This is a genomic window from Dyadobacter sp. 32, from assembly GCF_902506755.1.
Lineage (GTDB): Bacteria > Bacteroidota > Bacteroidia > Cytophagales > Spirosomataceae > Dyadobacter.
Genome location: NZ_LR735258.1, coordinates 1,174,222 through 1,199,605, shown reverse-complemented (window position 1 = coordinate 1,199,605; position 25,384 = coordinate 1,174,222). Strand labels below are relative to the sequence as shown.

Genomic DNA, 25,384 nt, shown 5'->3' with positions numbered 1-25,384 from the left:
AATGAATGGATTGATTTCAAGGCTTCAAGAGGTGTTCGGGGAACTGGATCTCAAAGGGCAAATCAATCCTGGGATAAATGTTATGACTTATGAAATGTGCAAAATGAATTTCAGGACCATCTGTTTTTTTCTGGTAATATCGTCCATCACACCTGGTTTTGGTCAGCTTGCCGGCCAGGAGATAGGACACCCGCTTTCGCGTACCTATCTACCTACCGAATATGATGCGCACGCACAGAATTTTGCAGTGACCCAGGATCGTTCAGGTATCATGTATTTTGGAAACTTTGCCGGTGTACTGGAGTATGATGGCACGTCCTGGAAAACCATACAGACCGAAAACGGAACCCGCGTGCTTTCCTTGGCCCTGGATAAAAAAGGAAACGTGTTGGTAGGTGCAAACGGTGAGTTTGGTTATCTGGCTTATGATACGCTCGGGGTACATCGTTTTGTGAGTCTTTCGAAAAAAATCAATGCAAAATTCGGTTCAATCCAACGAATTGTCCCAACGGAAAAGGGCGCTCTTTTCATATCTGAACGGGATGTTTTTATCTGGAATGGAAGTAAAGTAACCGTTCAGAAGAATGACTTTCTAATCCAGTCTGCATTTGCGTATAATGATAAGGTGTTGATTTTTTGCAAAAACAGAGGCCTGCTCGTGCTGAACGGGGAATCTGTGTCCGAGGTTCAGAAAGCCGATAATGTGCCGAATCTGCTGGATATGGTATCACTCGTTGGGCAAGCCGACGGCTCGGCTTTGTTATTGACGACAAGCCAGGGTTTATTCAGGTTTTCAGGTAGTCAGGTTGAAAACATCAGCGGTGATATCAACAATGAACTTTTAAAGAATAAGGCCACTTTTGCCACCAGATTGCATGATGGAACCATTGCGGTCGGGATGTTAAGCGGGGGGGTAGAGATCGTCTCGGCGAGCGGAAACAGGTTGTACCCCATCAGGTGGGACGGGGTAGGCCAGGATGGTCAGGTCAGTTTTATGTTTATTGATCGGGACCATAACCTCTGGCTGGCCCTTAATGACGGTATCGTAAAGGTAAATGTCCCGTCACCAATATCGAACTTTGGCCCCGCTACCGGATTGAAGGGAGAAGTCACAGCGATCACACGATTTCAGGGTAAGATTTTTGTCGGTACTTTAAACGGCTTGTATTACATCGCAAATAATTCAGTGGTTCGTGTACCTGACTTTTTGGGCAGTTGTCTGGCGTTTCAGCCATGGGGCAGCACCTTGTTAATTGCCACAAACAAGGGTCTTGCCACATGGCAGAATGGTAAGACGTCGTTCGTTAATAGTGAATTTACACTCAGCGTCGCAGCCTCAAAATCGAATCCGGATATTGCATACATCTGTCTTCAGGATGGACTGGGTTTTGTGAAGAAGAGTAGCTCGGGCTGGCGGGTGGAGCGGGTTGGTGCGGTGACGGAGCAGATTGCCGGTGTCACTGAGTTCCCAGCCGGTACCTTGTGGCTTGAAACACTTTCGAATGGGGTTATGAAGCTCGATATGGTCACAGGGAAAATACGCCGGTTCTCTGCTGCTCAGGGTATTAAAAGTGCACTTTATAATAAACTTTCAGTTTGTAACGAAAAGCTCCTGCTTACCAATAAGGACGGTTTATTTGAATATAATTCCGAAAAAGATCTGTTTGAACGAACAGAAATGCTGGGTATCCAGAACATTTGGTTTGACATGGTCCGGGAAGATGGATCAGGTAATATCTGGACTACCGGTGGGGACAAAAAAGTTGTTTCCCATTTCAGGAAGAAGCCCGGACAAATTGCGTTGGAAAAAACGGAGATCCCATTTCTGCCGATTGCGGACATCTCATTCCAGGCTATTTACGCTGATCAAAACAACGTTGCGTGGGTTGGTGGGGCACAAGGGCTCTATCGTTTGGATATGAAAGTAAAAAAGATATACCAATTTAAGTACCCAGTACTCATACGAAATATTTCTGTTGCGGATAGTAATATCACGTTGGGCCGTTTGAGGGACTCCACGGCAACACGTTTGGTCTACAAGCAAAACAACATCACGTTTGAGTTTTCTTTACCAAGTTTCCATATCAATCAGGATACCGAGTACCAGTATTTTTTAGAGAATTATGACAAAGGTTGGTCGGAGTGGAGTACGATGACCCGCAAGGAATACAATGGACTCCCTTACGGGAAATATGTGTTCAGGGTCAGAGCACGCGATGTGTATACCAATGTTTCGGAGGAGGCAGTCTTCATTTTCACAATCCTTACGCCCTGGTTTTTACAATGGTATATGCTCCTCTTCTATGCCGTTTCGTTTGTGGTGATCATCTATTATACGGTTCGGTGGCGACTGCGACGAATTTTAAAAGAAAAGCAGGGGCTGGAAAATCTGATCAGAGAGCGAACTGAGGAGGTGGTAAATCAGAAGGAGGAACTTGAGCAGCAATCCGAGGCGCTATCGGCAACCAATGACCAGCTTGAGCGTATAGATGATTTTGTTAAATCCATAAACAGTGAGGTCAATACGGCGAGACTTTTCCAAATGGGGCTTGATCGGCTCTGCGAATTTCAGAATGTCGACGGTGCCTCAGGGCTGGTTTATAATATGTCGAAGCAGGTTTACCAGTTTATTGCACTATCCGGAAAAGTCGATATTTCGTCTGTAAAATCTGTTGAATTAACCTATGACCAGCTTACAGAGCGATACATAGACAATGCGAACGAAGTGTTTGAGGATATTTTTGTAAAAAATGATTTTAAGTTCGACAATCTCAACAATTCAATAGACGACCTCTTTGCGCCCAAATCGTTGATTTCAATTATAATCAGGGTAGATGGGGAGTTGCGAAGTGTCATCACCCTTGAAAATTCCGACCGGGCATTTGCTTTTGATCAACGGGATTTCAACATGATGAGGAACCTGAAGGAACATTTGATCGGGGCCTACATAAAAACCAATATTCTTGAAAATCTGGAAGATACACTCGCCAATCTCAGGTCAACGCAGGAGGAATTGATTCGTCAGGAAAAACTGGCTTCTGTAGGGCAGCTCACCAAAGGCATTGTGGACCGTATTCTAAATCCGCTCAATTACATCAATAATTTTTCTCAATCATCGAAGTCATTGATTGATGAAATTTCTGAGGTTATAGACAAATATCAGGATGGTTTTTCAGAGGACGATCAGGGTGATCTCGAAAGTGGTGTACAAATGCTTAAAAAGAATCTGGAGAAAATTTATGAGCATGGCAACAGTACAACGCGCATCGTAAAGGATATGCAAAAATTACTAAAAGCCAAGTCGAACAGTTTTCTGGTTACCGAGCTTACACCTTTTCTTGAAACCAAGGCTCGATATGCTCTTCAGGAAGCTTTGAATGAACATAAAGGATCTCATGTTGAGCTTACTTTCAATTTTGATCCCTCACCGGTGAAGGTTAGCCTCTTGCCCTACGAATTTTCCGAGGTCGTTTCCAATCTGGTAAGTAATGCCTGTTACACCGTTTTGGAAAAGGAGAAAATTGCCAAAAACTATGTGCCGCAGGTGTCGGTGAAAACGCGGCAAACCAAAGAGGGGATACTGATCAGCTTTCGGGACAATGGTAAAGGAATTCCGCAAAAGGAAATAGAGCAGATATTCAGTCCTTTCTTTACTACCAAGCCTACTTCTAAAGGTACGGGCCTGGGCTTGTACATGAGCAAAGATATTGTGGAGTATCACCGTGGTAAGATGTTGATCAATTCGAAAGATGGTGAATATACCGAGATTGAGATCGTACTACCCATAGTCAACTCGTAAATCAATAAACTAAATAAAAGCCAAACCTACAGACGAAATGGAGCAATTTGCGAATGATCCTTCAGATGAAAACCTAGCACAGCATGGCGTTGACCCGGATGTGGATATGCTTCATCATACAATTGAAGTCTACCAGCAGAAAATCGTGGAGCTCGGCAGGCTTGCTGATATTGGTCAGCTTAGTGCGGGGATTTTGCATGAGATCAAAAATCCGGTGAGTTTCGTCAATAATTTTTCCCGCCTTTCATTGGGACTCATTGCAGAGCTGAGATCACTTTCCGAAAAGGATCCGGGGCAGCTTACCGAAGATGATTATGCCGATCAAAAGGATATTTTGGATTCGCTGGCAATGAACGTCCAGAAGATCAATGATAATGGAAAACGCATTGAACGAATTGTGCAGGGTATGCTGTCGCAGACCCGAACAGACAGCCCTGTACTGGAACCAACGGATCTGAATCAACTCCTGGAGGAATTCAGTAAACTGGCTTATCAGGGCGTAAGAGCAGAAGATAAGGAATTTAATGTGACGCTCAAATATCTTCTGGATACGGAGGTGAAAGAAGTGAACCTGTCACGTGGCGAGCTGGGGAGGGTCATTCTCAACCTGGTGAACAATGCATGCTACGCAGTGAATGAAAAGTTGAAAATGGCCATTACAGGCTATGATCCGGTGATTACGATTTCTACAAAAAGATTGGGTTCACAGGTTGAGATAAGGGTTAAGGACAATGGAATCGGGATACCTGAGGATATTGTATCCAAACTGTTCCTTCCGTTTTTTACAACAAAACCACATGGAAAGGGAACAGGTCTTGGGCTGTCTTTAACATACAACACAATTGCAGAAACGCATAAGGGTACGATTGAGGTACACTCAACCCCGGGAGAGCAAACGGAGTTTATAATCGTAATTCCTGCTTAATAAAATCATTATATCATTCAAAAAAAGTTACAAAATGGCTATCAGGATACTAAGCGTGGACGATGAACAAGATATGGAAATGTTGATCCTTCAACTTTTCCGTAAGCAGATCAGAGAGAAAAAGTACGAGTTTGTTTTCGCCAATAACGGCATAGAAGCGCTTGAGCGGCTGGAAGAATCCAAGGACATCACGCTTATTCTTTCGGATATCAATATGCCGGGAATGGACGGTCTTACTTTTCTTAGTCACGTCAATGAAAAGCAGAATCCCCTCCTGAAGGCCATTATGGTATCGGCATACGGCGATATGGATAACATTCGCACGGCTATGAACCGCGGGGCATTTGACTTCGTGACTAAGCCTGTGAATTTTGAGGATCTTGAAATAACGATATCCAAGACCGTTGAACATATAGAAATGCTGGAGAACCTGGAAAGGGGACGGGAGCAGCTGATTGCCATCCAGAATGACCTGAGCGTAGCAAAGGAAATTCAGCTGTCGATGCTTCCTAAAACGGTGCCTGCGGCGATTGGCAAGGCGGGTGTGGATCTGAATGCATTTTTGCAACCTGCAAAAGCAGTGGGTGGGGATCTTTATGATTATTTTATGATGGATTCGGAACGGCTGTTTTTTATGATCGGCGATGTTTCGGACAAAGGTGTGCCCGCTGCGCTGTTTATGGCCATTACAAAGGCAATTTTCAAAAGCCAGTTTTCAAACAGGAATGGCGATACCATCTCCGAAAAGGTAAAGATTGTAAACGAGTTCCTTTGCGAGGATAACAGTTCATTTATGTTTGTCACTGCGTTTGTGTGCATTTTGAATGTGAAAACCGGTGTGGTTGAGTATATTGATGCCGGTCACGAACAACCTCTGATTATTAGAGCCGACGGCACCACAGAACTGGTAAAAAAGGAAGGCGGAATGGCACTGTGTTTTGACAGTACATTTGAATATACTTCCAAGACTCTGCAACTGAATCCCGGAGATAAATTTGTTCTTTACACGGATGGTGTAACCGACGCCAATAACCTTGCAGGAGCGAGATACGGCCTTCACTATTTACAGGACTTTTTTACAACGGGTGAAGGTTCGGAGCAAAAGACCGCAAAGCAAATGAATGAAGTAACCTTAGCCAGTCTGGTGGATTTTATCGGAGCGGCCAACCAGTTTGACGATATTACCATGTTGTCCCTAAGTTATTTAGGGAATCCGGCTTAGGCGGTAAAAGCAGGATTATTGGGGATCCGGCGGTTGGGCAGGAATGGCTTAGTACAAACTGGCAACGGGCTGATTTCGGTGAAGTGCCAGTTTGTAGCTTTCCAGATATCGCTGACTCACCCCGGACCAGCGAAAGAAGTCCAGGAAGTGGTTGGGAAGGACCGTTCTGGGGATAAACTGGTCATCTCGGAAATTCTGGGTGAACATGTATAATATTTGGGTCAATCGCATCACCGCGTCCTCATCGGATTGAGCTCGTCTGTCGATCATATGAAGTGCATGATCCTCGTAGTGAGGTAGATTTGCTTCCACAAACTGACCAAAACCGGAAGTGTTACTCACGATTGCGGGTGTTCCCTGCAGGGAAGACTCCATAGCCGCATTTCCCCATGGCTCATAAAGAGAGGGGAAGATACCAAGGTTGCATCCTTGTACGAACTCCAGGTAGTCCATCCCGAAAAGTGAAGTCGTACGGTCAATAAAGTCAGGATGATAGACAATTTTTACTTTGTTTTCGGCACTATTGTCGAGCCCGGCCCGAACGGCAAACCGGGTGATCTCATCATCGGTCAAAAGCTCGTGTGTGGAGATGGGCGGCAAGTCTTTCCTCTTGAAATTGGTGAGCGCCTGTCTCCATTGAACCATCAATTCTTCGTCCACCATTTCATTCAGATCGGGCATTCTATGGTTATGTGCCGTACCGGTTATCTTGGAATAAAATTTGGGGCCTAGCCGGGAGCTGATTTCTTTACAAATCTTGTTGAGGTCCTGAAAACGTTTTCGAGCCTCAAGTACCTCCGATTTAATATGGTGAAAAGGTTGGCAGCTGATGACAAAAAGCACCACATTGAGATCTGAATTGGCCTGCATCAGCATACCATTTAACCTTGCCGCAGCTTCCAGGGTAACATCAAATCCTTTGTTGCGATATTCATATCTGCCGGATATGAAGAAGTAAAGCATTTTTTCTGCTTGAACCGGATAACTCGGTGCAAAAAAGGCTTTGACGAATGAATCTATTTTGGCCCTGCTCTTCTGGTGCTCAACAAATGCCATATGCGGGGCACCTGGCTTTCTGTTGACGCCATTATGAATGATTGCATCACAAGATCTTTCAAAAAAAACAGTGCACTCCTGAGCCGTTACGTCACTATTGGCTATAAGTACGTTTGTATTCCGGGCAGCCGCCCGCTCGATTTTTGCCTTAGATTCGACCCCGTATTGTTGCGATTTGGCCTGCCAGTCGAAGGTGCTGAGCTTATCCAGGTAGTGGGTTTCATTAGGTGCCAGATAACGTCCGAGGACAGTTGCATGTGCAGTGAAGATGGTAGCCAGGCGTACCTTTTCCCGGACAAGCTCAGGGATGCTACTTGCAGACAGCCACTCGTGGTAGTGCGCTATTACGTCCCGGTTTACATCGGTTCTGGAAATGTATTCCGAAAGAAACAACCTTACACCCTCTCCAAATCCAAGGATCTGGTCGACCAGGTCGTCCTTTACAATGGTGCTGATTTGATGATGATACCACAGCTTGTCTTTTACTTCGTTTAGTTTGTCGGAATCAATATAGGGATTAATGAGGATAACGAAGGAGCGCGAGTCTTCCAATAACCAATATCCGAAGTGGACTTCGTACCCCTGGCTCCGGAGGCTGGCAAGTGTGGCGGAAAGCGCACATTCTTCCGGCTCGCGGATTGGTCTGAAATCCAGTCGGGCTTTGTCGGGAAAGTAAGGGCCCACGAGAAAGTAGTTTTCTCCGTAAGTGTCCAGCATGGTAGGAATCTTCGACCTGATAAACGTGAATATTCCACCCACTTGGTTGCACACTTCCCAGGCAATCTCAAAGAGAACACTGTCTGGTTTCAATTTTGATTGAGGGATCTGATTAAAAAGTTTTCTATAACGTCAAGCGTTGAACTGTTGAAGATCCGTTCATTTAATAGGATTCTTCAAACTAAAATTAGTGATATCGCTATAACAAAATGAGGGGATTTGGGCTAAACCGAAAAATATTAAGTTGAGCCTGCTAAAAGTGGAGCTGAAACATTCTGTTGAAGTCGAGCGGCTCTCCAAAGCAGACTTGAGTGGGATTTTGGGTGATCACTGACTGCCAGGTTCTTCGCTGGTAATGGCTATTTACCATTCATGTATCTTTCCTGTGAAAGTAATCCGATGGTACTGTATATTGCATGGTACCTTGTTAAACATTTTTCAAACAACCATGAAAAAGATAGTTATGACCTCCATGCTTGCAGGGTTATCGGCGGTTTTTTGTTCTTGTCATCGAAATCAGGATTTGAACATCAAAGTGAAGGATTCTGATGACAAGTATACGTTTTCGGCCTATTTCAATGAGGATAAAATGCCTGCGGTGCAGAGTTACATCAATCGGAGCATTAGCCCGAACTCGCTATTTGCAGCGGTGGGTGACCGGGTTAATATAGATACCCGGCTTTTGGACGGTACAGTTTTCGAGTTGGAAGCGTCACCTGGGGAGCTAGTTGTGAAGGTTGATAAATCAGAGAATAAACCTGCGTCCGTTCAGCGAATCAGAAGAATGTGCGAAGGAATTAAAGGAGTCATTATGGATTAGGCGCACCGTACCATCTACTTTTCAGTATTCCTTAAGTTACATGCAACGAATAGGTACTTAATGTCATCTATGAACAAATGGTGAATCCTTTTGATAACCACATCCCAATGCTATGACAGGTCAACAGATCTTTGATAAACTTCAGTGGGCGGCACATATTTATGGTCCCGGCTCAGAAGAATTTCTTTACGGTAATCTGCTTTTTGAGGCACTAAGGCTGCATGGCGAGGAATTGCTCTTCCCTCTTCTTGAGGAAGCAGAAATCTCAGGAAGGCGAATTGATCTATATTACCCTCAAGGTAGTGAGGGCATTGCCGGTTTACAGCAACCGATTCTTATTCTTAGCTAGCGCTTGCTGGCCTTTTTACTCCTCAGGACTCATCGTGTCCCAAAAGGAGTTGTCAGTTCCTCCGTAGTAGATGACATAAAACCCTGATGGGTTGCTTTGGTCAAAACGGGATTTTCATGATTTTCCCCCGCCTCCCCGGTATTTTCCGATTACTTTATAGTGGCATAAGGTTACTATGCCTGGCTGATTTTAGCATCAAATTTTACCCAAACGGCCCTGGTTACAGGATTCAAAAGTCCGCCAGGAAAATCATTTTTCTTTCTGAGATATCCATTTTGTGAAGTAACGTTAGACCGCTTGGCCTGTCATATCCTGATTCACTCCGATTCATGACCTGGACCGAAGCGGTCTGGTGCGAAAATTGCTATTTTGCAGTGGAATTTGGTCGTTGTGATAAAACTTGTAAAATTGAAAATTATGAAAGGAGCGATTTTTTCAAAAAGGTTACTTTTGTCGTGTATAGGCGTCATGTTCGTTGTGGTTGTTTGGGCCCAGGATGAAACGGCATCCAGGCCTAGTCCGCCGGCTACAGCTACGGGTAAAGTGGGTGGGGCCGCTATTACCATTACTTATAGCAGTCCCGGCGTTAAGGGCAGAAAAGTTTTCGGTGAACTGGTACCCTATGGCAAAGTCTGGCGCGCCGGCGCCAATGAGGCCACCCTGTTTGAGACCGACAAAGCGATTAAAATAGGAGGGAAGAGCATTCCGGCGGGGAAATATAGCTTGTATGCAATCCCCACGCCCAACCAGTGGACCATCATTCTGAATTCGGAAACGGGACAATGGGGAGTCACACGAGGCGGAAACACAACCCGGGATCCGGATCGGGATGTGGTGATGGTGACGGCCAAATCGACCAATATCAGTGCTTTTAACGAGCGCTTGGTCTACAAGGTTTCTTCCAGAGGTTTTTCACTGATTTGGGAGAATACGGAGGTTTTTATTCCTGTCAGATAGTGAAATGCCGTAGAATTCGGTATAATGGTTCTATTGCGGAAGAAAATAGTTCTTGCTGAAATCATCGTTGATTAAGTTGCGAATAATTTTATATTTATTCAGAAAGATTAATGCAAGCAATAGTAATGGCCCAAAACTGATTTTGATGAGTGATCATATTAGGAGGACTCGGAAATGTATTTGCGAATTTTATATTATACAAAAATGTGTTGTCAGGTTACATATTGATAGAAGTAGTCATGGATATATGTAATATTACCCAATAGAAATCTGCATACTAAATAAAAACCTAGCTGTTTATGTACGGTGCCAAAACGAAAGTTGTTATAGTTGACGATCATAAAATGGTACTTGACAGCCTTTCGCTGCTACTTTCCACGCATTCCGATTTTGAAGTTGTAGCTGCTTTTACGGATGCGAAAAAGGTTCTGCCGTACATTAAATCTTTTGATGCAGACTTACTCATCACGGATTCCCGTATGCCTGTTATGAGTGGATTTGAATTAAGTCGCGAGGTGCTTGCCTACGATGGTGACTTTAAAATAGTCATGATCTCCATGATTGAGGATCCGGCGGAGATACGACGGGCTATGGACTTGGGAATCAGCGCTTATTTGCCAAAGTTTCTAAGTTCAGATGAGCTTGTTACGGCAATTAGGGACGTGGTACGGGGCAAAAAGTACCTGAGCAATGAGAGTATTCTGACGCTTAATACACCTGCTGCGGATGGAAGTAAACAATTAAATGGCCTAACCGTCAGAGAGATTGAGATTATCAGGCTAATAGCCCAGGAGTTATCCACTAGTGAAATTGCCGAAAAACTGTTTATCAGTGTTACCACTGTGGAAACGCATCGCAAGAATTTGTTTCAGAAAACAGGGGTGAAAAATGCGATTGGATTGGTACTTTTCGCAATCAAAAATGGATTACTGGATTGAGTTATCTGCCCCAGTTGACATTATAGCAAATCTGGAAACTTTACCACTAAATAAGTTTGTAGAATAAATACTAATCAAAATCATGGTTTTCCGGTATGTTATCCCACGCATATACAAGCCATCTTTGCATTCGGTTATAAATTCTCCTCTTTTTAGTAAACGATCTTAAAACTCCGCTGTACTGTTTCCATGATTCAGAGCAGCGGAGTTTCTTGTTTTGAAGACATTTATCGAGGCATTTGCGTCAGCTGTATGGCTTTTTTGTATATGTTCCAGCAGGCCTTTAGCTCAAATTTTCTTAAATTGCTTTCAAAAAATCATTCGCCTTCTGAGTGAATTCTTAATGCAAAATACTCGTTTTTTCTATGGCTCAACTTTATGAATGTTAAAACTATTCCGATTGTCCGCCTGGCTTCAATTGATATTTTCAGGGCAGTTACGATGTTTACAATGATTTTTGTAAACGACTTTTGGACGTTGGAGGGTGTTCCGCAATGGCTGAAACACAGTGCCGCCGCGGACGATGCCATGGGTTTTTCGGACGTTGTATTTCCGGCATTCTTGTTTATAGTAGGATTGTCGATTCCCTATGCGATCGGCAATAGAAAAGCGGTGGGTGAGGGCTGGGTGACGATCTTGACGCATATTTTTGAGAGAACAGTTGCCCTTCTTATAATGGGGTTGTTTAATGTCAATTACGAGAATATCTTCAATGAAGAGCTGATCATATCTCAATATATATGGGAGATAGGTATGGTGGTAGCTTTTTTTCTGATCTGGAATACATATCCTCAGGAAGCTGACAACAAGAAAATGGCTACTTACCTTAGAACCGGGGGGTACTTTCTGCTTGTCTGTCTTGCTGTTATATACAAAGGCGGCGATGAGGGTAATCCTTCCGGAATGGAAACGCACTGGTGGGGAATTTTAGGACTTATCGGATGGACTTATTTTCTGTGTGCACCCATTTATTTATTTGCAGGGGATCGTATCCAGGTGATCGTTGGCGCATGGTTGTTCTTCGTAGTTTTCAATCTTTTTGACTTCGCCGGGCTGTTTGGTTTTATGAAGGAGTTAAAACTTTATATTTGGATTGTTGGCAACGGTTCCATGCCTGCATTTACCATGGCGGGGGTTACGGCTTCGGTAGTATACAGGATCAGTGGTCGCAAGATCACTGGCGAGCAGTTCGTAGCGGGACTGTGCATCATAGGTTTGATTTGCTGCTGTTATGGATTCATTACCAGGCCATTTTGGGGAATATCCAAAATTCGTGCTACGCCAGCATGGCTGGGATTGTGCACGGGACTAAGCTTTTTGCTTTTTTCGTTCTTTTTTTGGCTTACCGATATCCGCAAAAAAAAGCAATGGGCAAAAATAATAGAACCTGCAGGAACAGCTACGCTGACCTGTTACCTGATACCCTACTTGTGGTACGCGCTCATTACCCTGATGGATATTGCCTTGCCTATGTATTTCAGAACCGGATGGGTGGGATTGTGCAAGTCTTTTTTATTTGCACTTGGGGTCATCCTGCTTACAGGGCAGATTAACAAAGTGGGGTTAAAGCTAAAAATATAAAGGGCTGCTACATATGGTAAGGGAGGATTGTTGCAACCGTATGCGTATGGCTTGTATTCATGCAGGGCAGGTTGGCGAAGTGACAAAACCGGTTTTCCGAAGTAACGTGTATTTTTCTTCGTGGTATATCCCAAAGTAATCGTCCTTATATCAAATCGGGACTAGAAATATTAAAATTTGATCAAAATGACGACGAGAAGAGATTTTGTAAAGAAAGGTATGGCCGGTGTGCTGGCAAGTTCTATCCTGCCTCTGAGCTACGATAAGACGGATCTTCTGAAAGAAAAGAAGGAGGATGCGTTTAAGTTGGGGATAGCAGGATATAGTTTTCTCCACTTCAAGCTGGACGAATCGCTGGCTATGATGCAAAAGGTGGATGTTCATTATCTGTGCATCAAAGATTTTCATCTTCCATATAAGAGTACTGCGGATGAGATTTCGGCATTCCATGCCAGGTTGAAGGAATCGGGCGTGACGGGTTATGCTGTCGGCCCAATTTATACCAAAACCCAACAGGATATAGATAATGCCTTCGACTACGCGAAACGTGTGGGCGTAAAACTGTTGATAGGGATTCCCAATCATGAAGATTTGCCCTATTTAGAAAAAAAAGTGAAGGAATACGACATTCGCTTCGGTATTCATAACCATGGGCCTGAGGATAAATTGTATCCGAACGCGGCGTCGGTATATAGCAAGATCAAAGATATGGATCCAAGGATCGGATTATGTTTTGATATGGGGCACAACAAACGTGATAACCAGGATCCGGTGGCTGATTTGGGCAAATACAGCAAAAGAATTTTTGACATGCACCTTAAAAACGTATCAGCTGCCACGAAGGATGGCAAAACATGTGAGCTTGGACGTGGGGTGATTGATATTCCGGCATTTGTAAAAATGCTTAGAAAGAGTGGTTATAACGGGGTGTGCAGCCTGGAATATGAAAAAGATATGAAAGATCCGCTGGCAGGTATTGCTGAGTCGGTGGGGTATTTCAGAGGGGTTTGTGATGCGACGAAATAGCAGACTGGTATGCTCATGTTAAAATTTAATATGGCGGTTACAGGTTGGTTAAGAGGCACTTCCGGGTGCTACGTTGCATCAGCAAGTTTTCCATCCTCACCATGGCTGATGTTGTGGTGAGGATTGTAACTTTCCTGTATGTGGTCTGTTCCCGGGGGTTGGTATAGGTGCAGCTTCTGGGTTTAATGGGCTAAAATTGTATTTTTGTAAAAACACTATCCGCGGGTTGTTCGGATATTTCCCCTGAAATTGAGTTTTAATCCCAAAACAATAATATGTTAAAAAGCACGCCATTCGATCAGTCAGCCGCTTACAAAAAGCTGAAAACCCACCACAAGACCATTGCGCAAAAACATTTGAAATCCCTTTTTGAAGAAGATTCAGATCGTCACCGTAAGTTTTCTATCCGGGTTGGGGATATCATGCTGGATTATTCTAAAAACAGGATCACGACACGTACACGGGCGTATCTGGTGCAGCTTGCACAAGAAAGCGGTCTGGCGGATGCGATCGAGCAAATGTTTACCGGAGAAAAGATCAATGCCACGGAAGGAAGATCGGTGCTGCATGTGGCCTTGCGCAACCGATCAAACAGTCCCGTAATGGTGGATGGCGCGGACGTAATGCCGGATGTGAATGAGGTGTTGGCAAAAATGAAGGATTTTTCGGGGAAAGTGCGTTCAGGGGCCTGGAAGGGATACACAGGAAAAGAAATAACCGATATCGTCAATATTGGAATAGGCGGAAGTGACCTGGGGCCCGTAATGGTCACGGAGGCGCTGAAAGCCTATGGAAAGAAGGGGCTGAATGTACATTTTGTTTCGAATGTGGACGGAACACATATTTCGGAAACCGTAAAATCGCTCGATCCCGAGACCACCCTGTTTATGATTGCTTCCAAAACTTTTACTACTCAGGAAACCATGGCGAATGCACTTTCCGCGAGAGCATGGTTTTTAGAAAAGGCTGAAAAAGAGGATCATGTTAAAAAGCATTTTGTTGCTATTTCTACAAATCAGTCGGAGGTGGTAAAATTTGGCATTGACCCGGCCAATATGTTCGGCTTCTGGGATTGGGTTGGCGGACGTTATTCGTTATGGTCGGCTATAGGCTTGTCTATTGCATGTTTTATCGGTTACCCCAATTTTGAGCAGCTTTTATCCGGTGCCCACGACATGGACAATCATTTTCGTACCACGAAGTTTGAGCGGAATATGCCGGTGATTTTAGCCTTACTGGGCATTTGGTATAACAACTTTTTTGATGCCCAGTCGCATGCGATTCTCCCTTATGATCAATATCTACATCGTTTTGCCGCCTATTTTCAGCAGGGCGACATGGAAAGTAACGGGAAAAGTACAGGCCGTGACGGAAAGCCAGTGGGCTATCAAACCGGGCCGGTAATCTGGGGAGAGCCGGGAACCAACGGTCAGCACGCATTTTATCAGTTGATTCATCAGGGAACAAAGTTGGTTCCTTGTGATTTTATAGCGCCTGCGGTAAGCCATAATCCAATTGGAGAACATCACAAAATGTTGCTTTCCAACTTTTTTGCTCAAACTGAGGCCTTGATGAATGGTAAAACTTACGACGAAGCAAAGGCTGAACTAGTGGCAGCCGGCAAAAGCCAGGAAGAAATAGATTTCCTAACCCCATTTAAAGTATTTGAGGGCAACAGACCCACCAATTCATTCCTTGTAAAAAAGGTAACACCAAAAGTGCTTGGAAGTCTTTTGGCCATGTATGAACACAAAATCTTCGTTCAGGGGGTGATCTGGAATATTTTTAGCTTTGATCAGTGGGGCGTGGAGCTTGGAAAGCAGCTGGCTAATAAGATTTACCCTGAACTTCAGAACGACTGGCCGGTTACAAACCACGACAGCTCCACAAATGGTCTGATCAATCAGTATAAGCGCTGGAGATAACGATCCAGAATCAGGGCCTTTATGCCATAACCCATGAGTAGTCCAACAGTGTCAGCCAGGATATCCCACCAATCAAAGGTCCGGTCAAATGGCATGAGCTGTTGGCAAATCTCGAGGCCAAATCCATAAAGAAAGCCAATTGTAATGATCATCAATGTTCTTTTGGGGTAAATGTGAAGCCAAAAAACGGCAAATGTGATAAACATAGCCAAATGTACCAGTTTGTCAAAACCGATGATGGGTCCCTCGGGCATTTTTTTACCAGGCCAAACACACGCAATGAAGATGAGTAAGGTGCAAAGCCAGGCCAGGTATCGGTTTTCAACAATAGATTTAAAAGTAGATCGCAACATGTAGAAAAAGGGTGATTAAAGCTTTTTTGTAAATTTAGTTTGTAAAGAACACAAATGAATTCTTGTACCTGAATATTCATTCATTGGCATGAAATATTACAAGCCAGGCTGAGGATACATCAATATGGACTCTCCGTTTTAAACTTCAATCATCTTCTCCTCTTCCAGAATGAATGCTTCTTGTGCCCGGGTAATTATTGTTGATGATCATCAAATCGTTCTGGACAGTTTGTCCCTTTTGCTGGGCTCCTTTGACGGAATCCAGGTCACGGGAAAGTTTACGGACGGGCATAAGGCGCTGTTACATTATCAGCAGCATGGTGCCGACATTCTGATCACGGACATGCGTATGCCCAATATGAGTGGAGTTGTACTGTGCGGCGAGGTTCGCAAAATCAATCCGGATGCAAGAGTACTGATGTTGACCATGGTTGAAGATGCCAAGCAGATCAGGGAGGCGATCAAGGTGGGGGTGAACGGCTACATTCTAAAAATGACCGATGCCGAAGAATTGCTTCTGGCGATCCGAACGGTATTGGAGGGACGTAAATATTTTAGTGAGCAGGTAGTTGTAGAATTGGCTGTTGTTAAGGATGATGCATTTACAAACAAAGCCGGAGCCTTTGCGCGGCTGACCATAAGAGAACTCGAGATATTGCGGTTAGTCGCCAAGGAGTTTTCTACCACGGAGATTGCCGATAAATTGTTTATTAGCGTGCCCACTGTTGAGACGCACAGGCGAAATCTGATGCAAAAAATTGGCGCGAAGAGTGTCGTGGGTTTGGTGCTTTTTGCAGTAAGACATGATTTACTGGATTAGTTCCTCAGCGGGATTTGGATATCTGTGGATCCATTTTTTAAACTTTTACTGCCTTTTAATTTTGTTAAGTTGCCAAGCAGAGACGGATCCAACTGGGTCAGATCCGTATTTTTTACGGAAGTTAGCAGGTGGTCTCCGGCAATTTTAAACTGCACTTCAATTTCTTCAGTAGCTTGTAAATTGGTTAATTCAAAAAACAGTTGCTTGCAGAAATTCAGGATTTCATGCCTTCTTTCCCCGGATATCAAAAAGTTGTTTTTTACGGGTAATGCTTCAAAGTAATAGTGGATGCCTGACGGTTTCAGATAGATCAGTGCATTTTTCAGAATATAACTCCACAGACTTTCCACATTATCCTGATTGGCATCGGTAAGCCAGATTACCTCGCTTATTTTTTCGGAAATGCTTTTCGAAATGCTGACGATCTTATGTAAATAGTTCTCTGCCCCTTCGGTTTGATTTTGCGACAATGCCACCTGGCCTAAAAGTTTAAGGCCAAAAAGTTCCGATCCAAGGCTATCATTCATATCGCGGGCGATTCTGCTCCGCTCTTTTTCCAGAAAGATTTGCCTCTCTGATTCCAGCCGCTGAGCTGTGAGCCTCGAATGCAGATATGCCTTGACAAGGGTATAAATAAATCCTGCTGCCAACAATATTGCTGTTGCAATAAACCACCAGGTTTGCCAAAATGGAGGTAGTATCACAATCATAAGCTTCCGCACGGGCGACACCCAGTTGCCACCCAGATCAGATGCCTGGAGTAGGAATTCGTAACTTCCTGCCGGTAAACGTGCATAGCGGACCTGATCCGTATTTCCTGCATAAATGGTGTCTTTGTCATAACCTTTAAGTAAATATCTGAAACGGTTGATCCCTCCGCTACGGAAGTCTGTGGCGGTGAATTTGAGTGTAAAGCTGTTGGAACTGTAAGGCAATTGAAGACGCGTGCGCTCGCCAATATAAAGGGAATCAGTCTCTGGCATCTGATCGTAGGTAAAGTCGGTTAACTGAATCCCTACGTGATTATTCTGTATGGTTTGCATCTTTGGCGTGATGACATCCATCCCTGAGGTGCTGCCAAAATACAGAGTCCCATTCCCGGAAGCCATAGCACTCCTGGAATTGTACTCTCGGGGAGGAATTTCCTTTACAAATTCAAAACGTTCTGTTCCGGGATCGAATTTGGTGATACCGCGATTGGTACTCAGCCAAAAGTGTCCATAGGAATCAGGTAACAGGCAGTAAATATATTCATGGTGAAGGCCATCGGCAATGCGAAAGTTTTTAACCAGTTTTTTTTCTACCATATTCCATTTTACCAGACCGGTATCCGTGCAAGCCCAGATAAACGGGGTGTGTGGCTGACGGTAAATTTGCAGGACATGAAAATGTTCCAGGAACTTTGAGATGCGCGCAGGCGGACCATCAGCTTTGATCGTGAAAAGGTTTACCCCACGGTAACGATTGGATACATACGCCGTGCCGGCTTTCTCATCCCAATAGGTGCCATAGCCTGCAATCAGGTCCTGATGTGAGTAGCTCTCTACGTAATTGTCGGAGGTGCGAAGTATAATTAACCCCTTGTTTGTGGAGAGCAGGAGCCGATCCCGGTCAATGGCAAGCATATTCGTTATTTCTGCAACCGTTGGCAGGGCGACTGGCCTAAATCGCTGTTGTTCAGGAATAAATGTGGAAAGCCCGTTTACGGATGCCACCCATAATTTGTTTTTGGGATCTTTTAGAATAACGCGGATCGTATTACCTGACAGGCCATCTTTGGTAGTGTAATGAGTTACTTTTCCGGTTTTTAAATTCAGGTTATTTATACCACCAAGTTCAGTTCCTATCCAGATGCTCGAGTCTGCATCTTCTGCGATTCCTCTTACAGAATAATCGCTCAGGTTTTTTTCCTGGTTTTTGCCATAGGTATAAAAGCTGAATGCCGAGGGTATCGCCGTGATAATATCCAGTCCTTGCGGGTCTGTGTTTACAAAAATGTCATTGTTTTCGTCGATGTGGAGCATTCCTATTTCGTTGAATTTCAGGCTGTTTGTTATGTCGTCTTCGTGCTTCAGGTGTTGAATCCATTTTTTCTTAGCAGGGTCAAAAACGAAAATGCCGCTTCCCTCCGTAGCCATCCATAGCAAACCGTTAAGGTCTGCTTCTATATCGGTAGGGATATGTTGGTTCAATCCACTGTGTGGGTAGGTTTCTACTGAATTTTTGAGGTAGTCAAATTTCATCAGAGCCGTTTTAGAGGCAAGCCACATATTGCCCGTTTTATCCATGCCAATACAGTTAAACTTGGTCTCGGCCCCATAAATGTTGTGCTTCCTGGCAGAAAAATAACTGGTGACTTTTTTTGCAGCGGTATGGTATCGCAGGAGTCCGCTGTCTGCGTCTACCAGCCAAAGATCGCCATCTGGAGTTTCGGCCAGAAAATTGTTGAATTGTGTTCGTTTATAGGTGAATTCTTTGGTAATCAATTCAATACTATTGTTTTTTTTGAGGAATAATCCAATTTCAGACAGGAAATAGATATTCTTTCGGCTATCGGCAAAAACATGAACTGAAACATTGGCCAGAGGGCTTAAGTAAGGTTGCCTTGTAAACTTATTCTGTTTCCTTGGGTAGTAAAACACACCTCTGTGCGAGCCTATCCACAGGTCGGCAAGGTTGTCTTCGGCTATGCCCAGCACATTGGTCGACTCCCCGGTTGACCCCGATAGATAGACCTGAATGTTGTCACCGTCAAACCGATTGATTCCGTCCTCGGTGCCCAACCACAGAAAACCCCGAGAATCCTTGTGCATACTATAAATCGAACCCTGCGATAATCCGTCTTCAACACCCACATGTCTGAACCGAAAATTTTGCTGTCCCCAGGCATTCGCCAGCGTCATTGCAAACAGAATGGCCGTAACAAAATAATTAATCTTAGGATTTTTGTTCATGGCTGCTGGTAACAAGCAAGGTTGTCTTGCAACGCGTACAATAAATATCCCGTTTTTGGTGTCTTGTTCCAAATTGCAGCGATGAAATCATGGATTCCAGTATGCACATATCATGGTTTTCCATGATATGTTGGTTCATATATTTTTACAAACTTTGCAAAACAAACAAAATGAACTTGGCATTATACACACAAGCTATTTTGTTGATAAGATATTTAAGCCCTCCTCTTTTTGTACCTATTTTCTGAAATGAAGATAGGTGCAAAAACATTTAAAAAAGTTACCGCAATATTTGTTGCTTTAGGACGGGAAGGCAGCATTCAACGTATGAACAGGACTGAGATACGTATTGTAAGCGCTTACCATCATGCCTGTTCAAAAAATCTATGCATTTCTGAGCTGCATACTCGCAGTCAGTTTTATATCGTTTAAGGTCCGTTCGGATAGTATTTTCGAGAGGGTCACTTGTGGTGAAGAAGTAGTCAATCCTGGTTCAGGCCGCACCATTCGATTAAAGGCCCTTCAAAACGACGTTTTGTTTGAATTTGTCCCGGTTCCGGAGGGCTCTTATTACTACAAGTTCAAACTCGAGGGATTTGATGCGAACTGGACACGTACACGCTATCCGGTTACGCGTTATACCAACCTGAGCGGAGGTGAATATCGTTTTGTAGTTAAAAAATACGGGAAAACTGGGACTTGCCCATGCGAGCTTTGACATAAGATTTTTGTTGGCATCATAACTTTTACCTCACTGATAACGATGATCTCCAATTCTGAATCCAGGCTGTTCTAGTCTATTGAAGTAGCTTATTTGGTGCTTTTTGACGAGTAGGGATATGAGGTTATCCATGTTATAGTATATAGATTACCGTTCATTTTTCCTCATGTAAGAAGTTGGATATCAATCCCTGTTTTCTTTGCGAAGTAAGGTTTCAACAAAGTCGTTTCGATAACTCTGTGAATGTCACTTTAAAAACAGAGAATGTTGAGTTACTTAATATTCAGAGGCTGCAACTTTAACGCGTTCACAAATATTGGATCAATACATCATGAGTTGCCAGTAATGCCAATTACCTTCTATTTTTTAAATATTATTTCTTATTTAATTAAATATTTTATAAAATTAACTCTTTGACTGACAGTTGTTTGTACTGGATTGGGTACTTTCCCAGCGTTTGTGGATTTCTGTTTGTACTCATTTTGAGCTATTTTCGATAATTCTAGTATCTTCAGGCAAGTCTTATTTGAAAATTACCTTTTATTTCAATAAAATGAAAAATCGATTTCTATTAGCAGGGTTGTTTGTATTCGCATTTACAATTTCCTTTGCGCAATCCACCTATTACTTCTCGGAAGGTCTCGGTATAGGCCCTTGTCATAAATATGGCCGTGAGGCGTTGTACACGGATCAGTTGGCTTATATGCTATACAATGGTTCGCTCAAACAGCCTGTTGAAGGTCAGATGTTGGCTGCCGGTGACGCTGTAAAATGGAAAGTGGTAAAAACCGACACGGCACACCGTTTCCGAGGTGATTCATTCTCCAATGGGTATATCTATCTTAGCTATGAGTCAAAGAAGGAACAGGTAGTTGTGCTCAATATAACTGGAAATGACATGGTATATGTGAATGGCGCGCCGAGAGGAGGGGACGTATACCGTTATGGCTGGATGAACCTGCCGGTCAAACTTAAAAAGGGGAGAAATGAGTTTTATGTTCGGGTGGCACGTTTCGGTCGGTTTGGTGGAGTTGTTGCCAAGCTAACCTTTCCCGAAAAGCCGGTTTATATGCATACAGAGGATCTTACGATGCCCAATGCTGTTGTGGGTTTAAAAAATGATTCGCTGTGGGCAGGGCTGGTCGTTGCAAACACCACGGCCAAAGCGTTAACGGGACTGACCGTAAAGTCGGTAGTTTCAGGAAGACAAATTGTTACCAACCTTCCGGTAATTCCAGCCTATATGACAAGAAAAATTGGTGTTGTGCTGGATGCTGGCTCCGTTTCGGTTGCCGGAAAGTTACCCGTAGCACTTACACTGTTGCAAGGCGGAAAGGAAATTGATTCAAAAGCGATTGATCTGGAGGTAATGCCAGCCTGGAAACAATACAGCCGTACCTTTGTGAGCGAAATTGATGGTAGTGTTCAGTATTATGCCGTATCTCCCTACATCGGTCCAAAGTCCAATACCAGCCCTGCGTTGTTTTTTTCCGTACATGGTGCGGAAGTGCAGGCCATCAGCCAGGCCAGGGCTTATAAGCCAAAGGACTGGGGAGTAGTAGTTGCGCCTACCAACCGCAGGCCACGCGGGTTTAATTGGGAAGATTGGGGAAGGCTCGATGCCCTTGAAGTGCTGGGCATTGCAAAGAAACAATTTACGCCCGACCCTGCCCGTATATATCTTACAGGCCATTCGATGGGCGGTCACGGCACCTGGTTTTTGGGTGCAACCTATCCTGATAAATGGGCGGCTATAGCACCTTCAGCAGGCTATCCAACATTGTCGTCCTATGGTTCCCATGATGGCATGATACCCGACAGCTCCGGTTCTGAGGTGGAGTCTGTGTTGCTGAGAGCCAGTAATGCAAGTAACGTACCCGCGCTCGCTCAAAACTACAAGGGATTAGGCGTTTACATAGCGCATGGCGATGCGGACCGTACCGTTTCTGTTGAATATGCACGTCAGATGAAGAAACTTCTTGCTGGTTTTCATCCTGATTTTAGTTATTATGAGCATAAGGGGGGCGGTCACTGGTATGGCGACATCAGCGTTGACTGGCCTCCTATTTTTGATTTTTTTAGCTGGCATACAATTGCCAAGGATACGGCAACATACCATATTGATTTTACCACGGCCAATCCCGGCGTGTCTGCCAAAATGAAATGGGCCACTATTCAGCAGCAGGTAGTTCCACTTAAATACAGCAACGTAAAACTGAATTTAGATAAGCAGAAAAATAGCATTTCCGGGACCACCAGCAATGTGGCAACCTTGTCCCTGGATTTGTCGGCATTTGAAAAGGGCAGTAAGATCTCCGTACAGCTGGACAACGAAAACGCTCTGTCTGTGGATGTAGCTGAAAATAATCAAAACATCCTTTTACGAAAGTCCGGTAAATGGTCACTTTCTACCAACGGTTTGGAAAAGGAAAAAAATCCGCTTCGATCCGGAACATTCAAGGAGCCATTTAAAAATCGGATGGTATTTGTGTATGCAACAAAGGGTACGCCTGACGAAATTTTATGGGCCTACGAGAAAGCGCGCTACGATGCTGAAACCTGGTATTACAGAGGAAATGGCGCGGTAGATCTTGTACGTGACAGTGAGTTTGACATGGAAAAGTTTAGAGATCGCGGCGTAATTCTATATGGCAACTCAACCAGTAATCTTGCGTGGAATAAACTGTTGGCCAATTGCCCCGTCCGGGTGTCTGCCGGGAAGATCGTTGTAGGGAGCCATGAATTTGTTGGCAGTGACCTGGCAACCTATTTCACATGGCCGCGTGCCGACAGTAGAGTGGCATCTGTGGCGGTGGTTGCCGGCACAGGCAAAATGGGGATGCAAGCCACCAATGCGAATCAATATTTTGCTGGTGGAAGTGGATTCCCCGATCTGATGATCTACTCCGCTGAAATGCTCGAAAAAGGTTTCAAAGGTGTAAAAATGGCTGGGTTCTTCGGCAACGACTGGTCGGTTGAAAAAGGGGATTTTGTTATTACTAAATAAGCCAAAAGGCAACTGGTTGTCAATCTAAACATACCAAAACGTTTAGATTGACAGCCAGTTCACGGAATCAACCGTTAACCAGTTACCCTCAACCATGAATCAAACCCTCTTCCCCTGAATTCTGAAGGCGTTAAGAATAGCCAGTAATGCCACGCCCACATCTGCAAACACGGCCTCCCACAAACTAGCAATCCCGCCAGCACCCAACATCATGACCAGAATCTTGACGCCCATGGCCAGGCCAATATTCTGATAAACTATTGCTTTTGTGATCCTACCGATTTTGATGGCCGACACAATTTTGGAAGGCTGATCATTCTGAATCACGATGTCGGCCGTCTCGATGGTTGCGTCCGAACCCAAGCCACCCATTGCGAAACCAACATCGGCAAGAGCGATGACCGGTGCGTCGTTTAGGCCATCACCTACAAAAGCAACGGTTTTCCCCTGGTCCTTTAAATCCTGGACAAGCCTTACCTTATCTTCCGGAAGCAGATCCCCATAGGCCTGATTTATATTCATTTGCCGGGCAACAGCGGAAGTAACTATGGCCTTATCTCCTGAAAGCATCACCGTATTTATACCCAGCTTGTGAAGATTATTTATTGTGTCCGCGGCATCTACCTTGGTCTCATCGGAAATGGTCAGGTATCCGGCATATTTGCCATCAATAGCCACCAATACAACGGATTCCACAATATTTTCGATTTCCGGCGGATAGCTAATTGCGTGTTTTTGTAACAGTTTTTGATTGCCGGTAAGTACCACATGGTCGTCTACGGTTCCGGTAAGTCCATGACCCGGTATTTCCTGAACATGATGGGGCTTTGACAATTTCTGATCCTGAGCATGCGCAACCACTGCCTTAGCCACCGGATGGGTTGAGTAGCTTTCCAGGGAAGCGGCCAGATACAATAACTGATTTTTGTCAAACAGGGCTGCTACTTTCTGAACATTAAATACCCCTTTGGTTAATGTTCCCGTTTTGTCCATCACTACGGTGTCAATCTTTGTCACAGCATCCAGGAAATTAGATCCTTTTACAAGAATCCCGTTTCTTGAAGCCAAGCCAATTCCACCAAAATACCCCAACGGAATCGATATGGTCAATGCACAAGGACAGGCGATCACAAGAAATACCATACCCCGGTACAGCCATTCCTGGAAATCATAATTTGGTACCAGAATCCAGGGTAGTAAAATGATCAGCATCGCCAGACCAAAAACAATGGGTGTGTAGATTTTTGCCAGTCTGCTGATAAGCAGTTGGGTAGGGGATTTTCGGGCTGTTGCGTCCTGCACCATTTCAAGTATCCGCGACAACTTGGAGTCCTTGAAAAGTGCGGTCACTTCAATCTCAACCACTTTGTCCGTGTTGATCATTCCGGCGAGTACCACTTCATTTTGCCTTTTGACATCCGGAACCGATTCCCCGGTCAGTGCCGCCGTGTTGAATGTGCCGGATGGCGATTTCAAAATGCCGTCCAATGCTACTTTTTCACCTGCTTTGGCAAGGATTGTTTCACCTGGTTGCACTTCGTCAGGACGTACCTCTACATTGAGATGATTCCGGACAACTGTCACCACGTCAGGCCTGATATCCAGAAGTGCCTTGATTGAGCGTTTGGATCTGCTGACCGCCATATCCTGAAACAGCTCACCGATTTCATAGAAAATCATCACGGCAACCCCTTCACTAAATTCACCGATGTAGAAAGCGCCGAGTGTGGCAATGGTCATCAGCGTGAATTCATTGAACAGGTCCCCTCGTATTGCCTTTCGAAATGCGAGACGGATTGTTTTGTGTCCAGCCAGGATGTATGCCGTGAGCATCAATCCGATTTCAATTGGCTTTGCAATGTTTAGATGCAAAATCCATGTGCAAGCCAGGAAGAGCAATAAGATGGACAAACTAGCCCATAGTGGCCAGCGACTTACCCAGAGCTTATGGCCATCGCTTTCTTCTTCATGTGAATGGTCACCGTGCGAATGGTTATGTGCGTCATGATCGGGATGAGGCTGTTTTGCAATCGGTACAGCTTTTATGCCTGGAGTTTCAAACCCGATTTTACCGCAGCAGTCAAGATCTGTTTCTCTATTCGGATTCTGTGTTTTCTGATTCATACAAATTTTCCGGGTTGTACCGGCTTGTTTCCGTGGTTAAAATTCTATTCCTGGTTGTCTGTACGCGTGACTTCCTTAGGTCAGGTCAAA

At 44.3% G+C, this 25,384-nt stretch carries 17 protein-coding genes; 13 read left to right on the top strand and 4 right to left on the bottom strand.

Translation table 11 applies throughout. The annotated features are described in order from the left end of the window. Positions 1-103: 103 nt before the first annotated feature. The 3 genes from DYADSP32_RS04730 to DYADSP32_RS04720 are packed head-to-tail and all read left to right on the top strand — an operon-like array spanning position 104 to position 5,946. The gene (locus DYADSP32_RS04730) at positions 104-3,799 is read left to right on the top strand and encodes an ATP-binding protein (protein WP_414617518.1); all 3,696 of its coding nucleotides are present in this window, start codon (positions 104-106) and stop codon (positions 3,797-3,799) included. Positions 3,800-3,836: 37 nt separating this feature from the next. Beyond that, entirely contained in the window at positions 3,837-4,724 is an 888-nt protein-coding gene (locus DYADSP32_RS04725; protein ID WP_149243796.1) for a sensor histidine kinase, read from the top strand. Positions 4,725-4,758: 34 nt separating this feature from the next. Then, positions 4,759-5,946, top strand: coding sequence for a SpoIIE family protein phosphatase (locus DYADSP32_RS04720; protein WP_149243797.1), 1,188 nt, complete (start codon positions 4,759-4,761; stop codon positions 5,944-5,946). Positions 5,947-5,994: 48 nt separating this feature from the next. On the opposite strand, the gene DYADSP32_RS04715 is transcribed toward DYADSP32_RS04720, so the two are convergent. Further along, on the bottom strand, positions 5,995-7,812 hold the full coding sequence (locus DYADSP32_RS04715) for a glycogen synthase (RefSeq protein ID WP_414617517.1): 1,818 nt from the start codon (positions 7,810-7,812) through the stop codon (positions 5,995-5,997). A 355-nt stretch (positions 7,813-8,167) separates the two neighbouring features. Here DYADSP32_RS04715 and DYADSP32_RS04710 point away from each other — a divergent pair, with 355 nt between their 5' ends. The 7 genes from DYADSP32_RS04710 to pgi all read left to right on the top strand — a co-directional run bounded on the left by DYADSP32_RS04710 (position 8,168) and on the right by pgi (position 15,315). Further along, a complete protein-coding gene (locus DYADSP32_RS04710; RefSeq protein ID WP_149243799.1) occupies positions 8,168-8,539 on the top strand; it encodes a hypothetical protein in 372 nt (123 codons plus the stop codon). 112 nt (positions 8,540-8,651) lie between these two features. Continuing rightward, on the top strand, positions 8,652-8,888 hold the full coding sequence (locus DYADSP32_RS04705) for a hypothetical protein (protein ID WP_149243800.1): 237 nt from the start codon (positions 8,652-8,654) through the stop codon (positions 8,886-8,888). A gap of 417 nt (positions 8,889-9,305) precedes the next feature. Beyond that, positions 9,306-9,845: a DUF2911 domain-containing protein gene (locus tag DYADSP32_RS04700; protein WP_149243801.1), complete on the top strand. Its 540-nt coding sequence runs from the start codon at positions 9,306-9,308 to the stop codon at positions 9,843-9,845. Positions 9,846-10,144: 299 nt separating this feature from the next. Further along, positions 10,145-10,783, top strand: a complete 639-nt coding sequence (locus tag DYADSP32_RS04695) for a response regulator transcription factor (protein ID WP_149243802.1) — start codon at positions 10,145-10,147, stop codon at positions 10,781-10,783. A 378-nt stretch (positions 10,784-11,161) separates the two neighbouring features. Next, on the top strand, positions 11,162-12,364 hold the full coding sequence (locus DYADSP32_RS04690; protein WP_149243803.1) for a DUF5009 domain-containing protein: 1,203 nt from the start codon (positions 11,162-11,164) through the stop codon (positions 12,362-12,364). Between the two features lie 186 nt (positions 12,365-12,550). Further along, complete coding sequence (locus DYADSP32_RS04685) at positions 12,551-13,390, top strand: sugar phosphate isomerase/epimerase family protein (RefSeq protein ID WP_149243804.1); 840 nt, start codon at positions 12,551-12,553, stop codon at positions 13,388-13,390. 275 nt (positions 13,391-13,665) lie between these two features. Continuing rightward, entirely contained in the window at positions 13,666-15,315 is a 1,650-nt protein-coding gene (pgi, locus tag DYADSP32_RS04680) for a glucose-6-phosphate isomerase (RefSeq protein WP_149243805.1), read from the top strand. On the opposite strand, the gene DYADSP32_RS04675 is transcribed toward pgi, so the two are convergent. Continuing rightward, entirely contained in the window at positions 15,294-15,668 is a 375-nt protein-coding gene (locus DYADSP32_RS04675) for a VanZ family protein (RefSeq protein WP_149243806.1), read from the bottom strand. The two genes, pgi and DYADSP32_RS04675, sit on opposite strands and share 22 nt — an antisense overlap. Before the next feature lie 169 nt (positions 15,669-15,837). Here DYADSP32_RS04675 and DYADSP32_RS04670 point away from each other — a divergent pair, with 169 nt between their 5' ends. Beyond that, the gene (locus DYADSP32_RS04670; RefSeq protein ID WP_149243807.1) at positions 15,838-16,488 is read left to right on the top strand and encodes a response regulator transcription factor; all 651 of its coding nucleotides are present in this window, start codon (positions 15,838-15,840) and stop codon (positions 16,486-16,488) included. On the opposite strand, the gene DYADSP32_RS04665 is transcribed toward DYADSP32_RS04670, so the two are convergent. After that, positions 16,485-19,442 (bottom strand): sensor histidine kinase, encoded by a 2,958-nt coding sequence (locus tag DYADSP32_RS04665; RefSeq protein ID WP_149243808.1) that lies wholly within the window; start codon positions 19,440-19,442, stop codon positions 16,485-16,487. The genes DYADSP32_RS04670 and DYADSP32_RS04665 overlap by 4 nt on opposite strands. A gap of 367 nt (positions 19,443-19,809) precedes the next feature. On the opposite strand from DYADSP32_RS04665, the gene DYADSP32_RS04660 reads away from it, so the two are divergent. Together DYADSP32_RS04660 and DYADSP32_RS04655 are read left to right on the top strand one after the other, a co-directional pair. Next, a complete protein-coding gene (locus tag DYADSP32_RS04660; protein WP_149243809.1) occupies positions 19,810-20,160 on the top strand; it encodes a triple tyrosine motif-containing protein in 351 nt (116 codons plus the stop codon). A 556-nt stretch (positions 20,161-20,716) separates the two neighbouring features. After that, a complete protein-coding gene (locus DYADSP32_RS04655; RefSeq protein ID WP_149243810.1) occupies positions 20,717-23,170 on the top strand; it encodes an alpha/beta hydrolase-fold protein in 2,454 nt (817 codons plus the stop codon). Between the two features lie 99 nt (positions 23,171-23,269). Here the strand turns inward: DYADSP32_RS04655 and DYADSP32_RS04650 are convergent, their stop codons facing one another. Next, positions 23,270-25,294: a heavy metal translocating P-type ATPase gene (locus DYADSP32_RS04650; protein ID WP_149243811.1), complete on the bottom strand. Its 2,025-nt coding sequence runs from the start codon at positions 25,292-25,294 to the stop codon at positions 23,270-23,272. Positions 25,295-25,384: the final 90 nt, after the last annotated feature.

Bases quoted from the DNA above. Each gene is read 5' to 3' on its own strand.
- DYADSP32_RS04675 (WP_149243806.1), bottom strand. From the start codon at position 15,668: ATGTTGCGATCTACTTTTAAATCTATTGTTGAAAACCGATACCTGGCC.
- pgi (WP_149243805.1), top strand. From the start codon at position 13,666: ATGTTAAAAAGCACGCCATTCGATCAGTCAGCCGCTTACAAAAAGCTG.
- DYADSP32_RS04710 (WP_149243799.1), top strand. From the start codon at position 8,168: ATGAAAAAGATAGTTATGACCTCCATGCTTGCAGGGTTATCGGCGGTT.
- DYADSP32_RS04655 (WP_149243810.1), top strand. From the start codon at position 20,717: ATGAAAAATCGATTTCTATTAGCAGGGTTGTTTGTATTCGCATTTACA.
- DYADSP32_RS04720 (WP_149243797.1), top strand. From the start codon at position 4,759: ATGGCTATCAGGATACTAAGCGTGGACGATGAACAAGATATGGAAATG.
- DYADSP32_RS04730 (WP_414617518.1), top strand. From the start codon at position 104: ATGAATTTCAGGACCATCTGTTTTTTTCTGGTAATATCGTCCATCACA.
- DYADSP32_RS04690 (WP_149243803.1), top strand. From the start codon at position 11,162: ATGAATGTTAAAACTATTCCGATTGTCCGCCTGGCTTCAATTGATATT.
- DYADSP32_RS04685 (WP_149243804.1), top strand. From the start codon at position 12,551: ATGACGACGAGAAGAGATTTTGTAAAGAAAGGTATGGCCGGTGTGCTG.
- DYADSP32_RS04700 (WP_149243801.1), top strand. From the start codon at position 9,306: ATGAAAGGAGCGATTTTTTCAAAAAGGTTACTTTTGTCGTGTATAGGC.
- DYADSP32_RS04670 (WP_149243807.1), top strand. From the start codon at position 15,838: ATGAATGCTTCTTGTGCCCGGGTAATTATTGTTGATGATCATCAAATC.
- DYADSP32_RS04665 (WP_149243808.1), bottom strand. From the start codon at position 19,442: ATGAACAAAAATCCTAAGATTAATTATTTTGTTACGGCCATTCTGTTT.
- DYADSP32_RS04695 (WP_149243802.1), top strand. From the start codon at position 10,145: ATGTACGGTGCCAAAACGAAAGTTGTTATAGTTGACGATCATAAAATG.
- DYADSP32_RS04660 (WP_149243809.1), top strand. From the start codon at position 19,810: ATGCCTGTTCAAAAAATCTATGCATTTCTGAGCTGCATACTCGCAGTC.
- DYADSP32_RS04650 (WP_149243811.1), bottom strand. From the start codon at position 25,294: ATGAATCAGAAAACACAGAATCCGAATAGAGAAACAGATCTTGACTGC.
- DYADSP32_RS04725 (WP_149243796.1), top strand. From the start codon at position 3,837: ATGGAGCAATTTGCGAATGATCCTTCAGATGAAAACCTAGCACAGCAT.
- DYADSP32_RS04705 (WP_149243800.1), top strand. From the start codon at position 8,652: ATGACAGGTCAACAGATCTTTGATAAACTTCAGTGGGCGGCACATATT.